The organism is Paenibacillus herberti, from assembly GCF_002233675.1.
Taxonomy (GTDB): domain Bacteria; phylum Bacillota; class Bacilli; order Paenibacillales; family Paenibacillaceae; genus Paenibacillus_O; species Paenibacillus_O herberti.
In genome coordinates this window covers 18,111-37,017 of sequence record NZ_NMUQ01000003.1, presented here as the reverse complement: position 1 = coordinate 37,017, position 18,907 = coordinate 18,111, and the positions used below count along the sequence as shown (strand labels likewise).

The 18,907-nt window shown below is 40.2% G+C and carries 8 protein-coding genes; all 8 read right to left on the bottom strand.

All coding sequences use genetic code 11. The annotated features are described in order from the left end of the window. Positions 1 to 640: 640 nt before the first annotated feature. Positions 641 to 988 (bottom strand): hypothetical protein, encoded by a 348-nt coding sequence (locus CGZ75_RS19660; RefSeq protein ID WP_089526003.1) that lies wholly within the window; start codon positions 986 to 988, stop codon positions 641 to 643. 65 nt (positions 989 to 1,053) lie between these two features. Beyond that, positions 1,054 to 4,146, bottom strand: coding sequence for an SbcC/MukB-like Walker B domain-containing protein (locus CGZ75_RS19655; RefSeq protein ID WP_089526002.1), 3,093 nt, complete (start codon positions 4,144 to 4,146; stop codon positions 1,054 to 1,056). Next, positions 4,103 to 5,299, bottom strand: coding sequence for an exonuclease SbcCD subunit D (locus CGZ75_RS19650; RefSeq protein ID WP_089526001.1), 1,197 nt, complete (start codon positions 5,297 to 5,299; stop codon positions 4,103 to 4,105). Before CGZ75_RS19650 ends, CGZ75_RS19655 begins: the two co-directional genes overlap by 44 nt. Positions 5,300 to 5,445: 146 nt before the next feature. Beyond that, positions 5,446 to 8,634: a DEAD/DEAH box helicase gene (locus tag CGZ75_RS19645; RefSeq protein ID WP_342745697.1), complete on the bottom strand. Its 3,189-nt coding sequence runs from the start codon at positions 8,632 to 8,634 to the stop codon at positions 5,446 to 5,448. Between the two features lie 29 nt (positions 8,635 to 8,663). Then, positions 8,664 to 11,192, bottom strand: a complete 2,529-nt coding sequence (gene pglZ / locus CGZ75_RS19640) for a BREX-1 system phosphatase PglZ type A (protein ID WP_245850974.1) — start codon at positions 11,190 to 11,192, stop codon at positions 8,664 to 8,666. Between the two features lie 9 nt (positions 11,193 to 11,201). Further along, complete coding sequence (gene pglX, locus CGZ75_RS19635; RefSeq protein WP_089525999.1) at positions 11,202 to 14,684, bottom strand: BREX-1 system adenine-specific DNA-methyltransferase PglX; 3,483 nt, start codon at positions 14,682 to 14,684, stop codon at positions 11,202 to 11,204. 15 nt (positions 14,685 to 14,699) lie between these two features. Then, a complete protein-coding gene (gene brxC, locus CGZ75_RS19630; RefSeq protein ID WP_089525998.1) occupies positions 14,700 to 18,326 on the bottom strand; it encodes a BREX system P-loop protein BrxC in 3,627 nt (1,208 codons plus the stop codon). A 27-nt stretch (positions 18,327 to 18,353) separates the two neighbouring features. Then, positions 18,354 to 18,899, bottom strand: coding sequence for a DUF1788 domain-containing protein (locus CGZ75_RS19625; protein WP_089525997.1), 546 nt, complete (start codon positions 18,897 to 18,899; stop codon positions 18,354 to 18,356). Between the last annotated feature and the right edge of the window lie 8 nt (positions 18,900 to 18,907).

Below are 18,907 nucleotides of genomic sequence, written 5' to 3'. Positions count from 1 at the left end.
TTGCCCTTTCGGTGCTCCTTTTTTCCCACCGGCTTGGCGTAAGTTCGTCGGTTTGCGCAGACCGTCGCTGGAGGGAGGCTTGCTGCTGTTGCTGCTATTCTGACCCAACTGACGCTCCAATTCATGGACACGTTGCTCTAACTGCTTGATATGAGCGGCCTGCTGCTCCACGATGGCCAGTAAGCTAAAAACCATCTCAACGAGCTCATTCTTGCTAAGCCTCATCGCTTGCTCCCGGGCTAGTTTCATGAGATCTCCTCCGTTGTATTCCTTGTTAAGGAGAAGTTCAACATTTCTCACGGAAATCCTTGAAAATTAAAAGGCCCCTCAGCTAAATTTAGAGGGCCTAAGTAGTAACGTTGCATTTGTGTTTGAGATCTTAATGGTCCAATAGAAAGTCAACAAAGTGTTTTTCCGTACGATAGCAATGGATTGTTTCATTAGACCTATAATTTGCATTATGCTTTTATTAAACCACATCGATACGTCAACACTCTGTCACTGAACATTCGTTCTCATGAAACATTTTCTGTAATATTTCGACAAATCATACTACAAGTCCTTTTCTCCCATAGAACAGCGGCTTTTTTCACAGAAAAAAATAACCCCGCCGTAAAGGCGAGGTAAGAGCAGCATTCATTTACTTTTTATCCACTTGAAGCAATGTTACGTTCTTAACAGAGAAAGTATCTTTAATCTTTTCTTCCGAAATGACATTCAGTTTGATGAGGCTCGCAATCTTGGAGGAATCCGTTTTGGAGAGCATTCGCCATACACCAGGATCAGGTATCGCTTCATAAAGCTTGTTATCGTCGTATTCCTTACGCTCTTGAAGTACGATCTTCACCTTATAGCTTCCAACCTCAAGCTCTGAAATGCCCTGTTCTGTACAATGGTTCAAGATCTCGCCGCGCAGTTCCGTCAATTCCTGCTCTATCTCTTTTTGCTTTTGCTTTAATTGATAGTATCGTTTCACTTTTTTGTCCACTGTTTTCACGCTCCTCTACTACATATTTATGCAGAGGTCATTCTTTTAGGACAAGATAGCAAGAACTAACTTACGTAAAAGTTAGTGTAGCTATGACCCTCTTTTATTTTCTTTACTTCAAGAATGGCTGGTATGGCTTGTTTCAGCTCCTGTACATGTGAGATGACGCCTATCATACGTCCGGATTGCTGAAGGTCGATCAAGGTATCAATCGCCTTGTTCAACGACTCTTCATCCAACGAGCCAAATCCTTCGTCGATAAACATCGTCTCCAGCGAGATGCCTCCTTCATACGATTGAATAACATCCGCCATTCCTAGCGCCAAACAGAGTGAAGCATTGAACTTTTCCCCGCCAGATAATGTCTTCACATCCCTCAGATGACCTGTATAATTGTCATACACATCAAATCCAAGGCCGCTCTGCTTACCACGTTTCTCCATACGGTCACTGCGTACCAGATAATATTGCCCGCCAGATATCTGCTGCAACCGCTGGTTCGCTGTATGAATAATCTTCTCCAGAAACTCGATCTGCAGATATCGTTCAAAGGAAATCTTTTTGCCGTTTTCTCCTCGAACCACATCATATAAATCTTTAACTAGTTGATACTCACGTTCAGCCTCATGCCACTGGTGCTCAGCCTCTAGGATATTTTCCTTGTATTCTGTTCCCTTATCATAATAATTCTCTGCTTGTATGTATCCACTGCGGATGGAGTCAATGTGTTTTTCCAGCTCCTGTAGGCGATGTAACAGAACAGAAAGATCTTGACGTTCTTTTCCTGTGAGAGCCGCAGATAATTCCTCGATTTGTTTCGAAACCGATGCCATCGTTGTCTTATACGTATCGATCAGCTCTTTCAGGGTAGCACGAGCTGCATCCGTCATTTTCGCCGCTTTATACGCTTCCTCCGTATTAAATCCGGCCTGCTGCAGCGCGTCGATGTAGCTCTGGTGAGCCTTATCCTTATTAGCAATGGCCTCGTTCTTCAGATTTTCCGCATTACTTTGGCCTGAAACGGCCCTAATGTTTCGATCATTTGCCTTTTGGTACTGCAACTGGGCATTCTTCCAAGCGTCCTCAAGTTGCTTATTGCTTTCTTCCACGATCCGAATCCGCTGTTCCAGCTTTTCGAGACTCCGCACATCTTCCGGCAGAGCAAATAGCGATTGATCGTAAAGTGCCTTCTCTGTCGCATGCGCCGTCTTCTTGTCATTGAACAAATTCAGAACAAGTTCCTTTTGCTTACGCAGCTCATCCAACTTGCTATCCAATGATTCCAAGGCTAGCTTGAGCGGCGCGAGCTTGGCATGCTCAACCTTCAGCTGCTTCTCCTCTTCAGCCAGCGCTAACCCTTCCTTCACCAGCGTCTGGTAAGTCTCTTGGATCTCATCCAAGTTTACCCCTTGTTCAAGCACCTGCTGCTGTTTCTCCTGGATTTGCTGTTCGGTAGCTGTGAGTATTGCCTTCGCCTCGAGATGCTTCTTCTCTGAGGTCGATTTCTCCTTACGCAACCGTTCAAGCTCTTCTTTCGTAGGGATATCTCCAGTTGCGGCTGCTTTCTTCGGGTGGTCAACACTTCCACAAACCGGGCAAGAATCACCATCATGAAGATGAATGGCGAGTAATCCTGCTTGCCCCTCAATCCAACGGTCCTCTACTTCGGTATAAGCTCGATCTGCTTGCCCAAATGCCTTGCCGTGCTCTCTTTCCTCTTCTCGTTCTTTCATAGACTTTTTCACCAGGTTGAGGTACTCCAGGATGACTCCCACCTGCTGCCTCAGCACGGTAAGCTTCTCGGTCTTTTCCGGTAGATAGGCTGCCTTCGCTTCCAATTCCTTCACCCCGGCAGCAGTCGCCAATCGTTCGGATTGCCGCGCCTCCAGCTCATCCTGGGCATCCTTGCATTGCTTCGACAATATTTCAGCTTCTGACGCAAGCAGTATGACCCATTGCTCTTTCTGAGCGATTTCCTTGACGATTGGCAGGTAGCCCTGTAGTCGGTTCAGCTCGAGCAGAGTCTGCTTTCTCGGCTCTTCATTATCCTCTTCCTGCTTATAATGCACTATCGCCACTTGAAGTGCAGCCTCCGCTTGCACGCATTCAGAAAGCGCATCTTCGAGAAGCTTGCCTTTGCGGGTTAGTTCTTCTATCATTTCCGCGTGATGCTGCTCGTAGACATGGAGGTGAACGGCTTTCTCAGCAAGTTCGAGCTGCACCGTTTTCTGCTGAATTTCCCGCTCTTGCTCTACCAATTGTTGTCTCGCTGTGACTTTCTGATCCAGGAGGACGAATTGCTCATTCAAGTTCTGGGCTTGATGATATACCGCTGTTTGTTCTTGTTGCTTGTTTGATTCAGCTTGCAACTGCTGCTTCTTCACCTTCATTTGCTCGGTATAATAATCAATCTCTTGCTCTAAAGCTTCCAGTACTTGAAACGTATTATAGTGCTGTTGCTGAAATACGTTATATAGGTCCGAGCCTTCCCGCCCGGCTAGAGAGCCCTTCACATTGCTGATATGATAGTCCCGAATATTTGTTAACTCCGTGCAGATTTGTTGCATTTGCTTTCGCTTCTCATTGAGATGATCGGCGACATATTTGTACAGCCCGGTCTTAAAAATCCGGCGCAGGATCTCTTCTTTATTTTCCGTCTCTGAAGTGAGCAGCTTGCGAAATTCGCCCTGTGGCAGCATGACAATTTGACTGAACTGGTCCTTCGTAAGTCCAATGATTTCTCGGAGCTTCTCATCAACCTGGGACACAATGAACCTGTCCGTGAGCGGAACTTCTTCACCATGGACGACTCCATACAATTCATATCTGTCCCCCGTCGCGCCTTTATTGCCCACCTTTACATGAGCTAGTTGGCGGAAGACGCGATACGTCCTACCTTTCAACTCGAAAATGAAATCAACAGAAGTATACATTTGGTCATCGGCAAAATGACTGCGAAGCATTCTACTGTCGTTCCTATCCTCTCCGCTTGCATCTCCATATAAAGCAAAACAGATGGCATCAAAAATGGATGTTTTCCCAGCCCCCGTATTTCCCGATACGACAAACAACCGGTGCCCCATAAGCTCTGAGAAATCAATAACCTCCTGATCTTTATACGGCCCGAACGCCGTCATCGTAAGCTTCAATGGTTTCATGGCGCTCACCTTCCTTCTTGTAGATTTCCTGCAGAGTCTCGATAAACAATCTCTCTGTTTCAGACGACAGCTCGTTTCCTCTTACCTCTTTATAAAAGGCTTGGAAGAGCGATATTTCGTCCATCTTCGCTCGTCCATCTACCGCTAAAGCTTCTCCGATCAGCCCAGTAATGATCATTTTCCGTTCTACATGCATAGCATTCGGATAAACAGAACGAACCCTTTCCATCGGGGACAACACCAATGATTCATCTAGCAATCGGACAAATACATAGTCATCATTAATCGGGTGACGCTCAATATCCGCCATCAGACCTTCAATCGTCCGCATATCATGCCGTGGTTCCAGCTCTTTTTTCTCAACTGTCGCATTTCCGTGTTGATCCAGCTCGACAACAAGATAACCCTTGTTATGGTGTTCTTCCGAGATCGAATACTTCAAAGGCGAGCCAGCATAACGTATCGTTTCGTCACCGACATAATGGGCCTGATGCAGATGACCAAGGGCCGTATAATGAAAACCTTCCAGATGTCGGGCGCTTACGTGCTCTGCCCCGCCGATGGAGAGAGGCCGCTCCGAATCGCTTGTATTCTCCTGAGCTTCTCCACCCGGCGTTACAAAGGCATGCCCGACAAATACATGACGCGCGCTCGAGTCCAAAGTTGTCTTAATGGTTTCGATAATCTTCCTCATGGCATCATCATGTGTTTTGATATTTTCATCGCCAAGCAAATAGCGTACTTTTCCGGGCTCGGCGTATGGTATGAGATGAAAATGAACCTCTCCAGCCTCATCACGCAGCACAACAGGTTCGAATGGATATGTAAGTTCCCCTGCGATATGTAGACCTGACTCTTTCATAATGCTGCTGCCGAAATCAAGACGACTAGGACTATCATGATTACCAGCTACCGCTACAACGGGTATTTTCAACTGAAGTACAATCGTTTTTAGCACGCTATCGAGCAACTGCACTGCTTCCGTCGGCGGAACCGCCCGATCATACAGATCACCTGCAATAATTATGACGTCGGGCTTTTCCTTCTCTATCTCCTTAATAAACTGATCAAGGACATACTGTTGATCCTCCGTCATATAAACGCCTTGTACCAACTTCCCCAGATGCCAGTCAGCTGTGTGGAATATTTTCATTGTTTACCTTTCCCTTCCGATTGGCTTTTCACTGCATATACCCTCCAGGTGTCTTTTGTTATTAGGTAGTCCTATTATAACAAAAGTTCTCTGACAACAGGTTGCCAGAGAACTTTTGTTCGCATCTATTATTTTATTCATTTCAGTTAGGCATTGAACCTGATACTAAATGGAACTTCATCAGTAACAGCATGATCACTAACACGATAAATCCAAACTTGATCCATAATGGAAGAATAATCTTGCATATTCAACGATACTAGATGAGCATCCATTGAACTCAAAATAATAAACCGAATTTCTCCCTTATCATCCTCACTAACAAAGTCAACCAGCCCATAGGCGTGCTGCATTTTCACATTTGTTCTGCCATTCCTTATTTCATAATCTCGAATCAGGCCCTCATAATCAATAGGTAAAACTCTACCGAAATCAGTGGTATGCGGAACAACATGAAATTGAGCAATTTTCTTGATGGAACGAATTTGGATACTTCGTTCGCGATCTACTTGTTCGAGTCGGTCATTCCGCCGTTCTTCGGTCTCTTCAATCGATGAGAGTGTTTGGTTGATAAGTGCACTATTGCGATGATCCGTATTTGTGTTCTGATACTGTTGTAGTCGGTCGTAAAGCGAATTCATCTGCGCTTCAAAAGAACGACGTAAAAACTGGCTTTTTTTATTCAATTGCTCTTCGCGGCCGTTTCGAATTTTATTTAGCTGCTGCCGGGATTGCTTAATCATTTCTGGTTTGAAAGAATCTTCTTCTTCTATTGTCGATTGAACATTCTCAATTTGTCCAGCGAATAACCAATATGAATCAATACGTACAAAGGCCCTATTTGACCGTTTACCCAAGAGCAATAGCTCTCTTTGTAATTCACGGCCTGTACCATCAGTAAATACGATTTCATTCAACTCGATCCTTAATGGCTCACCAACATGGTAAGAAAATGATAATGTAGGTATAGAAAGTTGTTGTATCTCTCGCTCTGTTAATGATAATGCAAGCTTTACTAGATCATGACCTGGTTTTAACATTTGCAGATCATCTTTTTCCTTGCTTTCATTTAACGTAAATCGATGCGATCCATCATTTTTCAGATATAACCGCTGCTTGCGTGCGAATTCACGTATCATTTTAGGGAAACGCTCTATGCGAACTATTGATTGATCTGATGAGACATGCAAACGAATTGAAGTAGACTGGAATTGTTCTAATGTAAACCCGCCATACACTCGAGATGGAGGGCTTTCTAATGTCGATGAATGGTAGTCCCTTTTCATACCCGGCAAATCAAAACTTTGTTCGTCGATTCGTTCTTTCTGTGTAAATTCAAGCAATTTCTGATGCTCTTCAGATAGTCTTTTCTCCATTCTAGCTATGATTTCATCCAAGTGCTCTCTGCCGGAGATCGCCTGTTCCATTAAGCTAGCCAAATCTAGTTCCTCTTCTTCTAGTACTTCGCCAATAAAATCGTATACTAGTTCTTGACCTAAATCCAGCCGCATTTGCTCCATCTTCTCAAGCAATCGGTTCATTACGTCGCCTTCTCGTGTATTTGTTGCAACGAGGTTAAAAACAAACACTTCATTTTTCTGACCGATACGATGGATACGTCCCATACGCTGCTCTAGTCGATTAGGGTTCCATGGAATATCGTAATTTATCATTTGGTTACAGAACTGCAAGTTAATCGATTCCCCGCCCGCATCCGTAGCTAACATGATTTGAATGTCTCTTCTAAACTTCTCTACTTCCTCCCGACGTTGATCCATGGAGAAATTTCCAATTATTTTGGCAACATAAGGAACATGTGCAAGCAAGCGTCTTTCCAAATAGTGGAGTGTGTCCTTAGACTCCGTAAAGATGAGAATCTTCTCACCCCTCAGTAGTAAACCATTCGTACCAAATAATGTCGATTCCAATTCTAAATATTTTCGCTCCGTATCTGACATGCGTATCACTTGAATTCTACGAATGAGGCGAGCCAATTCATCGATCTCAAGCTGCAGTTCATCAATGTCCAAAGCGTCTGTCTCACCTTCAACCAATTGCTCCATAGCTTCGAGCTCGTCGCCTGTTAGTTCATCTATCTCTTCAACAGTATCCTGCGTAATTTGATGTTTTTTCAACTCACCGCGCAGTACCTGCTCCAACCTCTCTTTACGTCGAACAAGAGAAAGGTAGATCGCTTCAATGGATGAAGTAAGCCTCCGTTGTAGCAGCATCATAGCAAATGCCGTACTGTGATTGTTATTCCGTTTAGCCCGATTAAAGTGCTCCCTAACGTATTCTGTGACTTCTTGATAAATTTCCAGTTCTTCCGTAGATAAGTCGAAAGGTAGCGTCTTTGTTGTTCTTTTAGGGAATAAAGGGGTTCCATCAAAATTAACCATCGACTCTTTTAATCTTCGAATGACGTAAGGATTGCTTTTCTCATACATGGATTCCCCTGTATTTAAGTTAGAGAAAACATCATGATCAATCAAACTCATCAGATGTCTGAAATTCTCCTTATCTCCTTTATGCGGGGTAGCCGTAAGAAGCAAACAATGCTCGCTATTACGCAGCACGGCCTCTCCAAGCTGATAAAGCTTGGTTCGCTGTACTTTTTTCTTCTTTACACCTTGTGTATAGGCGGCCATTTTATGGGCTTCATCAACGATAACCAAATCAAAGTTAGCAGTAATAACCAAGTTCTTAACGTCTTCACGCGTCGCCCAATAGAGGGAAGCCAGACATTTGTCATGTTTTTCAAAAGGATTGCCATCTCCTGAGTCGCGTAACGAAGAACGTGTAATCAACGTAAATTGTTCTCCAAATTTCTCATTTAGTTCTTCTTGCCATTGCTTAAGAACAAGAGGTGGAACAAGAATGAGTATCCGATCAGCACTTTTCCGCGCAAGTAACTCTCGAATTAACATACCAGACATTATTGTTTTCCCTGCTCCTGGATCATCTGCTAACAAGAAGCGTACCTGTCCGTTTTGCAGCATCCGACTGTAGACCGCTTCAATTTGATGAGGAAGGGGGATAACTTTCTTATTACCTCTCATTCGGGATTTAGAATATCGCTCTTCTGATCGAAGCACGTAATATTGCAAATAGTGTAAAAGGCGATGGGGTTCCATCGCCGCTTGCGTTTCTTCTTGTAGAGCTTCTAAAGCTTCAACTTCATGTTTTTCCAGATATGTTTCATAGTACTGGTTACTTTGTCTACCTACAGCTTCAATCAATATCAAAAGGTCATCAATCGGTTCGCATTTTCTAATCTCTACAACTTCTGACCAATAGGGGCCTTTAATTTTATCTCCAATCTTCAACATACCCATGTTCCTTTCTCTCTTATAGACAATGACTTCTAGTAAAGAGCCTCATACATCCGAATGGTGAAAGACTCTGATCGATATACTTCCGCCTTACCGTCATGCAAGGTTTCCATTTTTAATGTACAGGACTCCCCCATTTTGTAATACCGTTCAGCTAATATGAATGAAATACGGATATTACGATCCATTGCGTCACCCGTTGAGTTAAAGGTCTGAATCATTTCGTTTGAAATTCGCTCTTCCCCATGATAAAATGCCATTTTTACTTGCCGCGGCAGAAAATCGGAAGATATTTTTTGTTCTTGATAAAATGAAACATGGAACCTACCGTTCGTAATTATTTTATCTACCATAGCGACACTAATTTGAACATCCTCAGCTTTTTCGGTTCGACGATAATCAATTAGTGGGATAACGATTTCTTGAGGCATAGCACCACCATGTATAAATTGCAATCCTCCAGATCCAATAAATCGATTCAACCCCTTGGCAATAACGACTTCACATGGGAGTGGGGTATGTTCTGGGGACAACTTCGCAGCTCCTTCCGGTACAGTAAGCTGTTGCCCGACTGCAAAACGGCGGTTTTTATCAATGACTTGTCCCGTTATAGCATCAACCTTAGCGTTAGCTTCAACTTTATTATATTGAAATAAAAAGCCGTGATCCGCTGTGATAAAAATTCGTTTTGCCTGTAATCGTGACAACCGCTCAACAGCTTGCTCCAAAGCGACGACAGTTCGATCGACAGCCTCATATGTTTCTTGTTCCGATTTGGCTGTATCACCGACCGCATCGATTACATCGTGATAGAGATAGATTAATCTCTTTCCTTTCAAACGATCTTCGGCATCTGAACGAGACAAGCTCATTAATTCATGTAATGAATAACAAGCTGCATCTTGATTATATTTTTTCAAGATAGCCTCACGATTGGCCATACCTCTTGTTGAAAGACCATCTGCATAGACCGTTCCATTGTCCTCAATGGTCAACTCTTTATGAGGCAATAAGCTAGCCATACCGAGTTGAGTATAAGAAGGTAGACTCGCTTGCATCGGTGTAATTGCCGCTTCCCCATTAATTCGGGCATTTAGTTTGTTAGCAATTTCTTGTCCTACTTCATAACGAAGAGCATCAGAAATAATTACGAAAATTTTAGTTTGCTCTTTATCTAAGAGGGGGCGAAGCACGTCCGAGAAAAACCTACGTTGTGAAAGAACAGATCTGCCATCGCTTATGGGCTCAATAGATAACAATCTATTTACCTGATCTGCTATCCATGACAAATACACATTTTCATACCAATTGGTGAGCTGCTCAATGACAGGCTGAAGGGCATCTCGGCCGTTCAATTTGATGAATGCTTGCATCATCTGTCGGTAATGCTGATCAATCTGATAATACACCTCTGCATATCCTTTAAGCATTTCTTGCCACGATACCATAAAACTTGAATGTTTTTTCCACTGCTTACGATACATTGATAACTGTACAATATGAAACAATGTCTGATAGGTCCCATTCGTATTCTCTTTTTGTCCCCAATAGGTTTGCTGTCTTCTCGGTATTCGTTCCATCCAAACTGTCAAATCTGCAGTTTGATGTTGCAATTCATCTGCCAGCTTAGATATTATCAGCACATCGATAATTGGTAGGGTCGTGGCCTTTTCGAAGGCTTCAAGTGATAAGGCGTTCAGTAAGTTGGCAACTGAATAACACAACTCAAATTCCCCAATGAATTGTTCTAGTATAGTAACTTGATCATCAGATTCCCGAAACCAGTCTTCAATAAACAGAGCACATATATTGGGAAGTGAGGATGACCAACGGTCTGAATACGTCCATCCTTTTATTTGAGCATTAATACAAAAATGCTGATAGATCAGAGTGTCTATCAACCACTGAAGCTTATTGTCTTCTGGCTGATGAGGCAGTCCGAAATAAGAACAGATCATATCCCAAACTCGTTCAATCGAGAACCATTTATCCACGTTTTTGTAAGACTCATTTAAAGATTCATTAGTTCCCCCAACCAACAGAAATCTAGTGAGATCTGGAATTGAAGGTGAAGGCGACCCTACACTTACAGCAGCAATTGCAACTTCTAGGTAATGTCGGTCCGCCTTCACTGGCAATAAACGTTTTAGTTTTTGGATTCGTTCCTTACTTCGGAAAAATATTGGGTATTGCTCTACTAACGGACGAATAACATGATCATCCAACTGCAATTGTTCTGCGAAAACGGCAACTTCATCCGCTTTGAATTCTGTTGAGTACAACAAACTATCAAGTAAATAATTATATTCATCTGCTGGCCGTGCAAAAGGTGCATACACTATAAAGGACTTATCAGAGTATTTTATCTCAATATCAATTTTAATCCGAAAAAAATTGTAATTTGTTAATAACCTTACTTCTATATAATCAGGGGAAAAGTTCAGCCGGAGTTCATCAAGCTCCACCTGTGCGTTAGGATCATACCAGAAAATGATCGCTCTACCTTTAGTATTTCTTTCGGATTCAACCTTGTCTTGTAAGGCTTGAAAAATATCCATCATGTAATCCCCTTATTTTATCTTGGCTAACACACCCTTGAACTTCTCATAATTTACTTTCACACCTTCGTCTAGATCAATTTGAACCTGAGCATTCGCGTATTCCGCAAGTATTTTATCGAACTTAGTTAATTCTTCTATTCTCTTATTAAAATCTTCTTTCTTCTTCTCATAAGTTCGCTTTTCTGTCGCCAAGAGTGACGGGTTAGTCAGACGCATGTCAATTGTTTCAACTTCATTTAAATACTTAGCTTGAATTGCTTGAAGGTATTCAAAGCGAATTGTCGCCATTGTACTTGGCTGATATCTGTGAAGATTAATTAATATACGCATTCCTTTGTTCTCACCAGAATCAACTAACCAATATATAGGCCTGTTATTATATGTTTTACAATGATCAACGTAAAATTCTTCTAAAAAATATCTTCGGAGTCGCTCTTCATGTGAATCATTTTTTCTTAGTCCTATTGAATCCCCGAGCCACTGAAGATTTATTTCTATCATATTCTCACCAAATGTTAATCCTAAAAAATCCTTTAACCGAGCCATTATGTCATTCTCAAAGTAAGCATTATCACTAAACATTATCATACCATGATCATGTGGGTTGCTCTGATAATTCCCCCGTTTCAAATGGCTATTTAAAAAATAGAATCCATCTGAATCATGGGAAAACCTACCCAGTAGACAGCCTACAAAATATGACAAAAAAGACTTTGAATCATTTTGTCTATTCGCTTGGCGGATGGAAATATCATCATTAGTTACTGTTGCTCCAAGTTCATTCTGAAGCCCATATAATTTAATAAAAAATTCATTTATTGCCTCTTCATTAGCTATTAATTTATTAACTCTATTATTTGTTAACTGTCTCCAATTGTCGAAGGCATCGGAAAGCAATCCACTTGAACTTTTGTTTAAAATAAAAGGATGACTTACAAAATCCCAAGATACTTCGTTAGAATCCCAGTTTTGTTTCGATAAAATAATATTATCATCTACGAACTGATTTATTTTTTCAACACTATTTTTATCTGTTGGGAATATAACTGGGATCTTAGCAACATCACCTACTGTAAAATTAATAGTTGGTGCTATTGTTTCTAAGATAGAATTAACTACTTTAGAATTACCTAATGCTAGTATATAATTCCTATTTTCTTGATCTGGGAAACAGTTAGGTCCACCCTGGTCAAATAGGGAATTAGATAGGCTTACTCGAAAACTAAAGCTTTTTGTAGATATAACTCCGTATGTTAGACTGTTACAAAAGTATAAACTTTCATTTCTAATATTTGCTTTCTTAGTCTTATTCTTTAATTCGTAGCCCTTATTCTCATAATTTATAATATCCAATCTATTCCCATACCATTTCCTTGCTCCCCCACCCTTATCGATTTCAAACCATTTATAATTATCTTTTGGGTCACTCTTATTTATCCATATTTTTTGGAAGTCTACCTCAAACCACTTTCTAAAAAATTTCTCGCTCTCTCCATTCGTATCTAGTCCCTTCTTAGGGGGGGCTATATTTCTAAATGTAATGTTCGATTCAAAACACTTTTTTAATTGATTAGAAGCCCAATACGATATAGGATGACCAGTTATATTCGTAAAGTCGTGTTGGCTTGACACATATTCATCCTTTTTATTAATAAATGCACATTCTTTTTCTTTAGTTGTTGGATAATCTGTCAATCTATAGTATTTAGCTTTATAATTAGAAAACACTACTTTCCTAATGATGTATGATGTACTTTGGACTACTTCCCCATTAATTTCTTCAAAAGCATGTGGTCCTAAATGAAGCATGGAGATAAATGTCTGGCTATTCAATATATTTTTCCGAAGTATTTCATAGCTACTTAAAAACATCCATGAGTGCTGATTAATTTGCGATTGATATCCATTATCTTTTACGAAAATATTACACCTTTCCATAAACACTGCAAATAAATCAGACTTAGAATCAGGAAATACTCTCTTTGTATAGTCTGTCAATTGAGCATTCATTGCCCCTGCTCCCAAATAAGGAGGATTTGTAATAACAACGTCATACTTATCATTGAGTAATTGAGCTTGCCGTAATAAGTATTCTAATTTAGGAAGATGATTTATTGCTTCAACATCAAATAAGCTTTGAATTTCTTCGTTATATAATGATTTTATACGTTGTAAGTATTTTTCTATGTCTATTTTATCAGGAATTAATATACTCCCAAAATTTTTAGCATTTTTAAAATCTTCTAAAAGTCTGAGTATTTCTTTGGAATCTGTTTCATTTTGAGATATTAAGCGAACCAAATCGTCTACGGGCAATCCGTTGGATTCTTGGATAGAAATCACATTAGTTTTGGGTGGATTTCGGAAAATGCGTCGTGACTTCTCACGGGCTTTCATTAGTAATGCAAAAGCAGATAATTGAGCAGCACGATCATCAATGTCGACCCCATATAAATTTTGTTCAAGTATTAGAAAAGGTATTTCATTCGACTCATAGCCACGTTCTTCATACATTGCATATAGTAAGTCGAAAGCATATACAAGAATATGCCCAGAACCACATGCTGGATCGATTAACTTGATTTTTTCAGGTGCTAGATTATTTCCGTTGATTGCATCTAAATGGTTCTGTACCTCTTCAATTTGAATATCTGATTCAACGTAGTAATCCATTTGACTTTTCAACATTGAATTGGGATATGAATTTAACCATGTAGAACCAAGTGAATTTTCAACCATATAACGAACTATCCAACGTGGAGTAAACAATTGTGTTTTAGCTGGAATTTCATATTTATCAACTTTGTCGCCGTTCTTAACTTTGTAATCGACATTTGCTTTTGGCTCTGTATTGTAATATTGATACAACCACCCAACCACTTCTACTTCCGAAAAACTTGAAGTTAAAGCTTTATTGTTTACAAGTTTATTTATGAGTGACTCACTATCCAGCAAATAATCAGGAAGTAATAATTCAGTAAAATCATCTATTTTCTCAAATAAAAACGACAATATGGGTTGTAATGCGTTACATTGCGCAATAAACAGTTTTCGAAAAGCCTCTTCTTGATCTCCTCGATCCATAAGATCTCGAATTAACACCTTATCTACTTCCAATTCCATTGAGTGATATTGCAATAAAATATCCGGTTCAATCTTCCCCGAGCTACTTGAGAGCACATTGACCCTCTCAGGCAAGTACTCGTGGATTTCCATGTAACGCAAAGCAATAATTCGGTTAAACCAAGTGTATGCCACCTCTTCCATAACCTGCTCATAGCCCTTTAACTCATATTGACGTTTTAACGATTCAAATGCATTTTTCATTGTAGTTGGATATTGTAAACCATTTACAATTAGTTTCTCCCCATTTAAAACTAATGAAATATTACTCCCCTTTTCCATCCCAAACACTTTAGCACGTAAAGCTACTTTCTCGAGCAGCTCTCTCCGTGCATAGGTAGCAAATGACTTCAATTCAGATTTATTCATGAAATATACCTCGCTCTATTCTGTCATTGACAATGTATTATCTTGAAGCTGTCTCATTAACGTTTCACGCAGGCTACGAAGCGCTTCATCTAATTCATCCAGAGTTTCAATATTAGGCTTCTTTTGAAAAAAGAGACGGTACAGTTCCTTCTCAGAAATGTATTTGCTCTTTTTCTCCCTCAAAACGGAAGGCTGTGTTTGATCCCCCCCAGTATATTTCTCTTTCTCTTTCTCTTTCTCTTTCTCTTTCTCTTTCTCTTTCTCTTTCTCTTTCTCTTTGGCTTTCTGTTCAGCTTCTACTCTCCGTGCTTCTTCATTCATTTGTCTTGAAAAATCAGTGATTTCTTGTTGGAGGGCACGCATTGAAAGCAGTGAGCTTTCGTTTGAAATTCGATTCTTTAATCTCTGATGCTCAACAATTTTCATTGATATTATGCTTGCTATAATTTCATTATTACGATAAAAATCTAACAAACTATTATTTTGAGTTTCTAATATCTCAACCTGTTTAAGAATCTCATCCCGTTTAAGCCTTACATATTGTTCAATGTTTTGTGATAATTGCTCTTGAAGCTCAGGCAATTGCGGTATAAGAGAATACGGCTTCGGATTCGACAATATATCATTGATTTTTCTCCGGTATCCAAGGATTTCTTCATTACTCATTAGAGCAAAGTCTCGGTCGTATTTACGCAACAGAGCAGCCGCGCCGTCAAAGAACTCAATCGGCTTCTTTTTATAGAATGAATTTAACTTTCCTAACTCGTCGAGCCATTCATCTAAATCATCTTCTGCGCGCGTAAACTGGTTCACTTTATCTTCTGCATCTAAAATTTGAGTAATACGGAATACACCAGTCGTAATTCGGCTAATCTCATTGTCACCTGGATATGGATAATCGGTTGATTGTTTTCTTCGATCTTTAATATATTCCAATGGTTCCTGATACGCTGATTTTAACGTTTCATTAATCGCTGCAGCCATTTCTTCGTAGCTTTCACCAATTTGATGACGGCCGAACAAATCTCTGAAAATGGCTAAACAATTACTACGAACCTGTGGATCGACTTCACCAACTGGAATGATAAGAATGCGGTCACGTTCTTGCAGCTTGGTAAACCTTTCAAAAAACTGTGGATGCTCAGGTATAAAAGTTTCACCAGCAAAAGTAAACTTCACTTTTCCTTCACTGAACAAAGCAAAAAGAAGACCAATAATATCACGATCATTCCATCCGAATGGAGCCGCGCTATACTTTTCAATCATAGACTTTAAAGGTACATTTTCATGCAAACGGAAGGCTTCTTCCATTCGCATCTTCACCTCGTCGAAAGCATGTTGATTTTGCACTCCATCTGTTGTTAGCAATAATCCATCTTGGGCCAAACGTTTCCATTCGTTACGCTCATCCTTAAGTGCAAGAGGTTCGCTTACATAACCCAGTTTGTTATACGTGCTGCGAACCAGCATTTCAAGCGCACTATTAGCTTTATTTTCAAACGATCCACTAAATATGCGTCCTTGGCCTTGAATAAAGAATCTTGCTTGTTCACATGCTCGTTCCAACAGCCGTTCTGCATTTTTCTCAAAATCTGTAATTTGCGCGAGTTTTGCATCGTATATTTTAATTTGATTTTGTGTTGAGTTATTGCCTCTTTTACGTCTAACGTAAGTCTGCACTTGTTGTACGAAACGAACGGCACTTTCTGCTTCAGCAATCAACTCTGCATCAAGACAAAGAACCATTTTACCCGTATTCGCCTCAAGCGCGGCTTCCATCTCGCTCATTTCAACACTATATACTTGCATTGTTAAAGGATTTGTCATTGAACTGTGATTATAATTGTTATACCGTTTATTAAAATTGAAAGATGTATTTTTGTTATAATCATATTTCGGTTTTGCATACATTCTTTCAAAAAACAGCTTCCCTAAATACTCCTTGACTAATGTCTCATTGATCGATTCATTACGTATTTCCCGATTAATTTCCTGCTCTTCATCGGATAGGAATGAATAAGTCTGATCAGCATTCTGCTCTATTAATGTTGCAGTTTGTAACCGAGCAAGTGACTCTTTTACTCGATATTCAAGTGGAGCACGTTCCGTATTAATAGTAGGCATTAGTAAGGTAGCCACATTTGTCGCCGTTGCCTTTATTACATCGATTCCCTTAATCATATATAGAACTTTTAATACATCGACATCGAAGCTCTCTAGCCCCTCATGGTTACGTGCACGATCTTCAGCTTTTGTTATCGTACTTGTAATAGAGGACTCCAAAAAATTTTGAATCGACGGATAGAATTCAGCCATTGTAACAAGATTTGTTATATCTTCATCTGCATTCAACTGACAAGCTTCTTGGAATGCCTTCAGCAAGGAGCGTTCGCCATGAGCCAGATGCGCCCCTCCCTCACCTTGTGTACGTATTTTGTTAAATACTTCTTTCAGCAATTCCACTTGATATGGAATGAATGGAAACAGCTCAACAAATTCCTGCGAAGTACGGAAAGCATGCCGAAGTTGTGTTGAATTCGGTTCAAATGAAAGGCGATTGCGAATCATTTGTTCTTCTTGATCGTAACGGACCGCAAGGCTATCCGATGCAACATCCGTTTTATCTAGAATGCGTCGCTTAATTACTTCATCTGTATTGGAGCTTGATAGATTAATTCGTGTTGCAAATCTACCCTGAATTTTCGAAAAATCCGTTGTGCTGTGAAGAGTGGTGACAGACTCTATTTTTTCTTGGGAAGTTACAAATACCCACGCTTGACCTCTACAACGATTACCAACATCCTCAACAACGGTTTGCAAATTTAGCATTAATGCTGAGTCGGTTCCAATGTATTGACCTACCTCATCCACAAGAAAGATGAGCCGGTAGTCTGATCCACGTGCTTGGCAGTACTCTGCAATCAGCAGCGATAGTTTTTCAGATGTCATTTCAAATGACTCTTTACCGGTATCCAGTAGTTTTCTCGCACTCTCTTCATCAATACCAATGTTAACGAGTGATTGAACAATTACCTTTTGCTTTAATCGAAATTTGACACGTATTTCTTCCCACGGAGAACCTGATAACTTCTCTATTTCCCTTTTGAAGTCCACATACTTTCCTTCACTATCAATCTGTCTCTCAATCTCTGCAACCCAAAGAGTGTCCGAATATCCAAGATGACCATTGAATACCCGCAAGAAAACTTCAACAATACGCTCTTTATCTGTGGAATTAGCAGACGATTTGGAATCAATATTAAAAAGAATGGCATCGCTTGGTTTCGCCGCGGCGGATTGCATTATTTCCAACAACTCGTTGTCAGATGTTTTTTCTGTAAAAAAATCAACAGGACGCTGCCCAGCTACGTCTTTATTGTCTAATAAGTAAGATAATATTTTTAGGAAGTGTGATTTACCTGAACCAAAGAAACCCGAAATCCATACGCCAACGTTCGTACTCGGCTGGTTGTAAACAGCAAGGTAATTTTTATAAAATGATTTAAGATAATATGTACCTTCATCCGTCATTACGTATTCTTCGAGTTCATTTTTTACAGTATCCAGATCAACTTGACCTGCCTGGACAACCCCATTAATATTACGATAAATATCCTTCTTAAATATTTGAACGATCTTCATTGGTAGTGTTATCCCCTCTCACAAAAACTAAGAAATCCGCGACAGTTGGTATTGGTCTTCATTCATAATTCTATTAAATAACCGAAGCTGCAAACCAGTAAAATACCCAGGGTAAAATAGTACGATTGGTCTTCGATATGCAATACTTGCTAACAATTTCAATAACTGGCTAGAACGAATAAATGGAAATGCAGAGCCTACCCCTGTAATTAATACAAGTTCTGCATCGTTAACTTGATCAAGAAAAGCATTGACCAAAGTTTGTTGATGATCAAGAACCGTTTCTGTCGCCTCGACTAAGCCTTCATAGCCTTCTTCATCCCCTAATTCCATTAGATCGTCAATTTCATCTTCAAATAAATGGAGAAAAAGCTCGAATAAATTCACATTACAAATGTTTAGGCTTGTTTGATCCACAAGTCGCCTCACAAAGGAGCGCACCTCAAGTTCATCTTCTGCAGGATAATCGAATACAAAGTGTGGAATTTCACTCCCGATTCCACGAGGGGTCGTGAAGCCTACTTCATGTATACGAGTTTCCATTTTACAAAGCCGCTCATAGGTTGTAGCCAAAGCCAATC

What these genes read in the sequence shown, in the direction of transcription:
- CGZ75_RS19655 (WP_089526002.1), bottom strand. Translation starts at nt 4,146, where the DNA reads ATGAAACCATTGAAGCTTACGATGACGGCGTTCGGGCCGTATAAAGAT.
- CGZ75_RS19650 (WP_089526001.1), bottom strand. Translation starts at nt 5,299, where the DNA reads ATGAAAATATTCCACACAGCTGACTGGCATCTGGGGAAGTTGGTACAA.
- CGZ75_RS19645 (WP_342745697.1), bottom strand. Translation starts at nt 8,634, where the DNA reads ATGGGTATGTTGAAGATTGGAGATAAAATTAAAGGCCCCTATTGGTCA.
- pglZ (WP_245850974.1), bottom strand. Translation starts at nt 11,192, where the DNA reads ATGATGGATATTTTTCAAGCCTTACAAGACAAGGTTGAATCCGAAAGA.
- pglX (WP_089525999.1), bottom strand. Translation starts at nt 14,684, where the DNA reads ATGAATAAATCTGAATTGAAGTCATTTGCTACCTATGCACGGAGAGAG.
- brxC (WP_089525998.1), bottom strand. Translation starts at nt 18,326, where the DNA reads ATGAAGATCGTTCAAATATTTAAGAAGGATATTTATCGTAATATTAAT.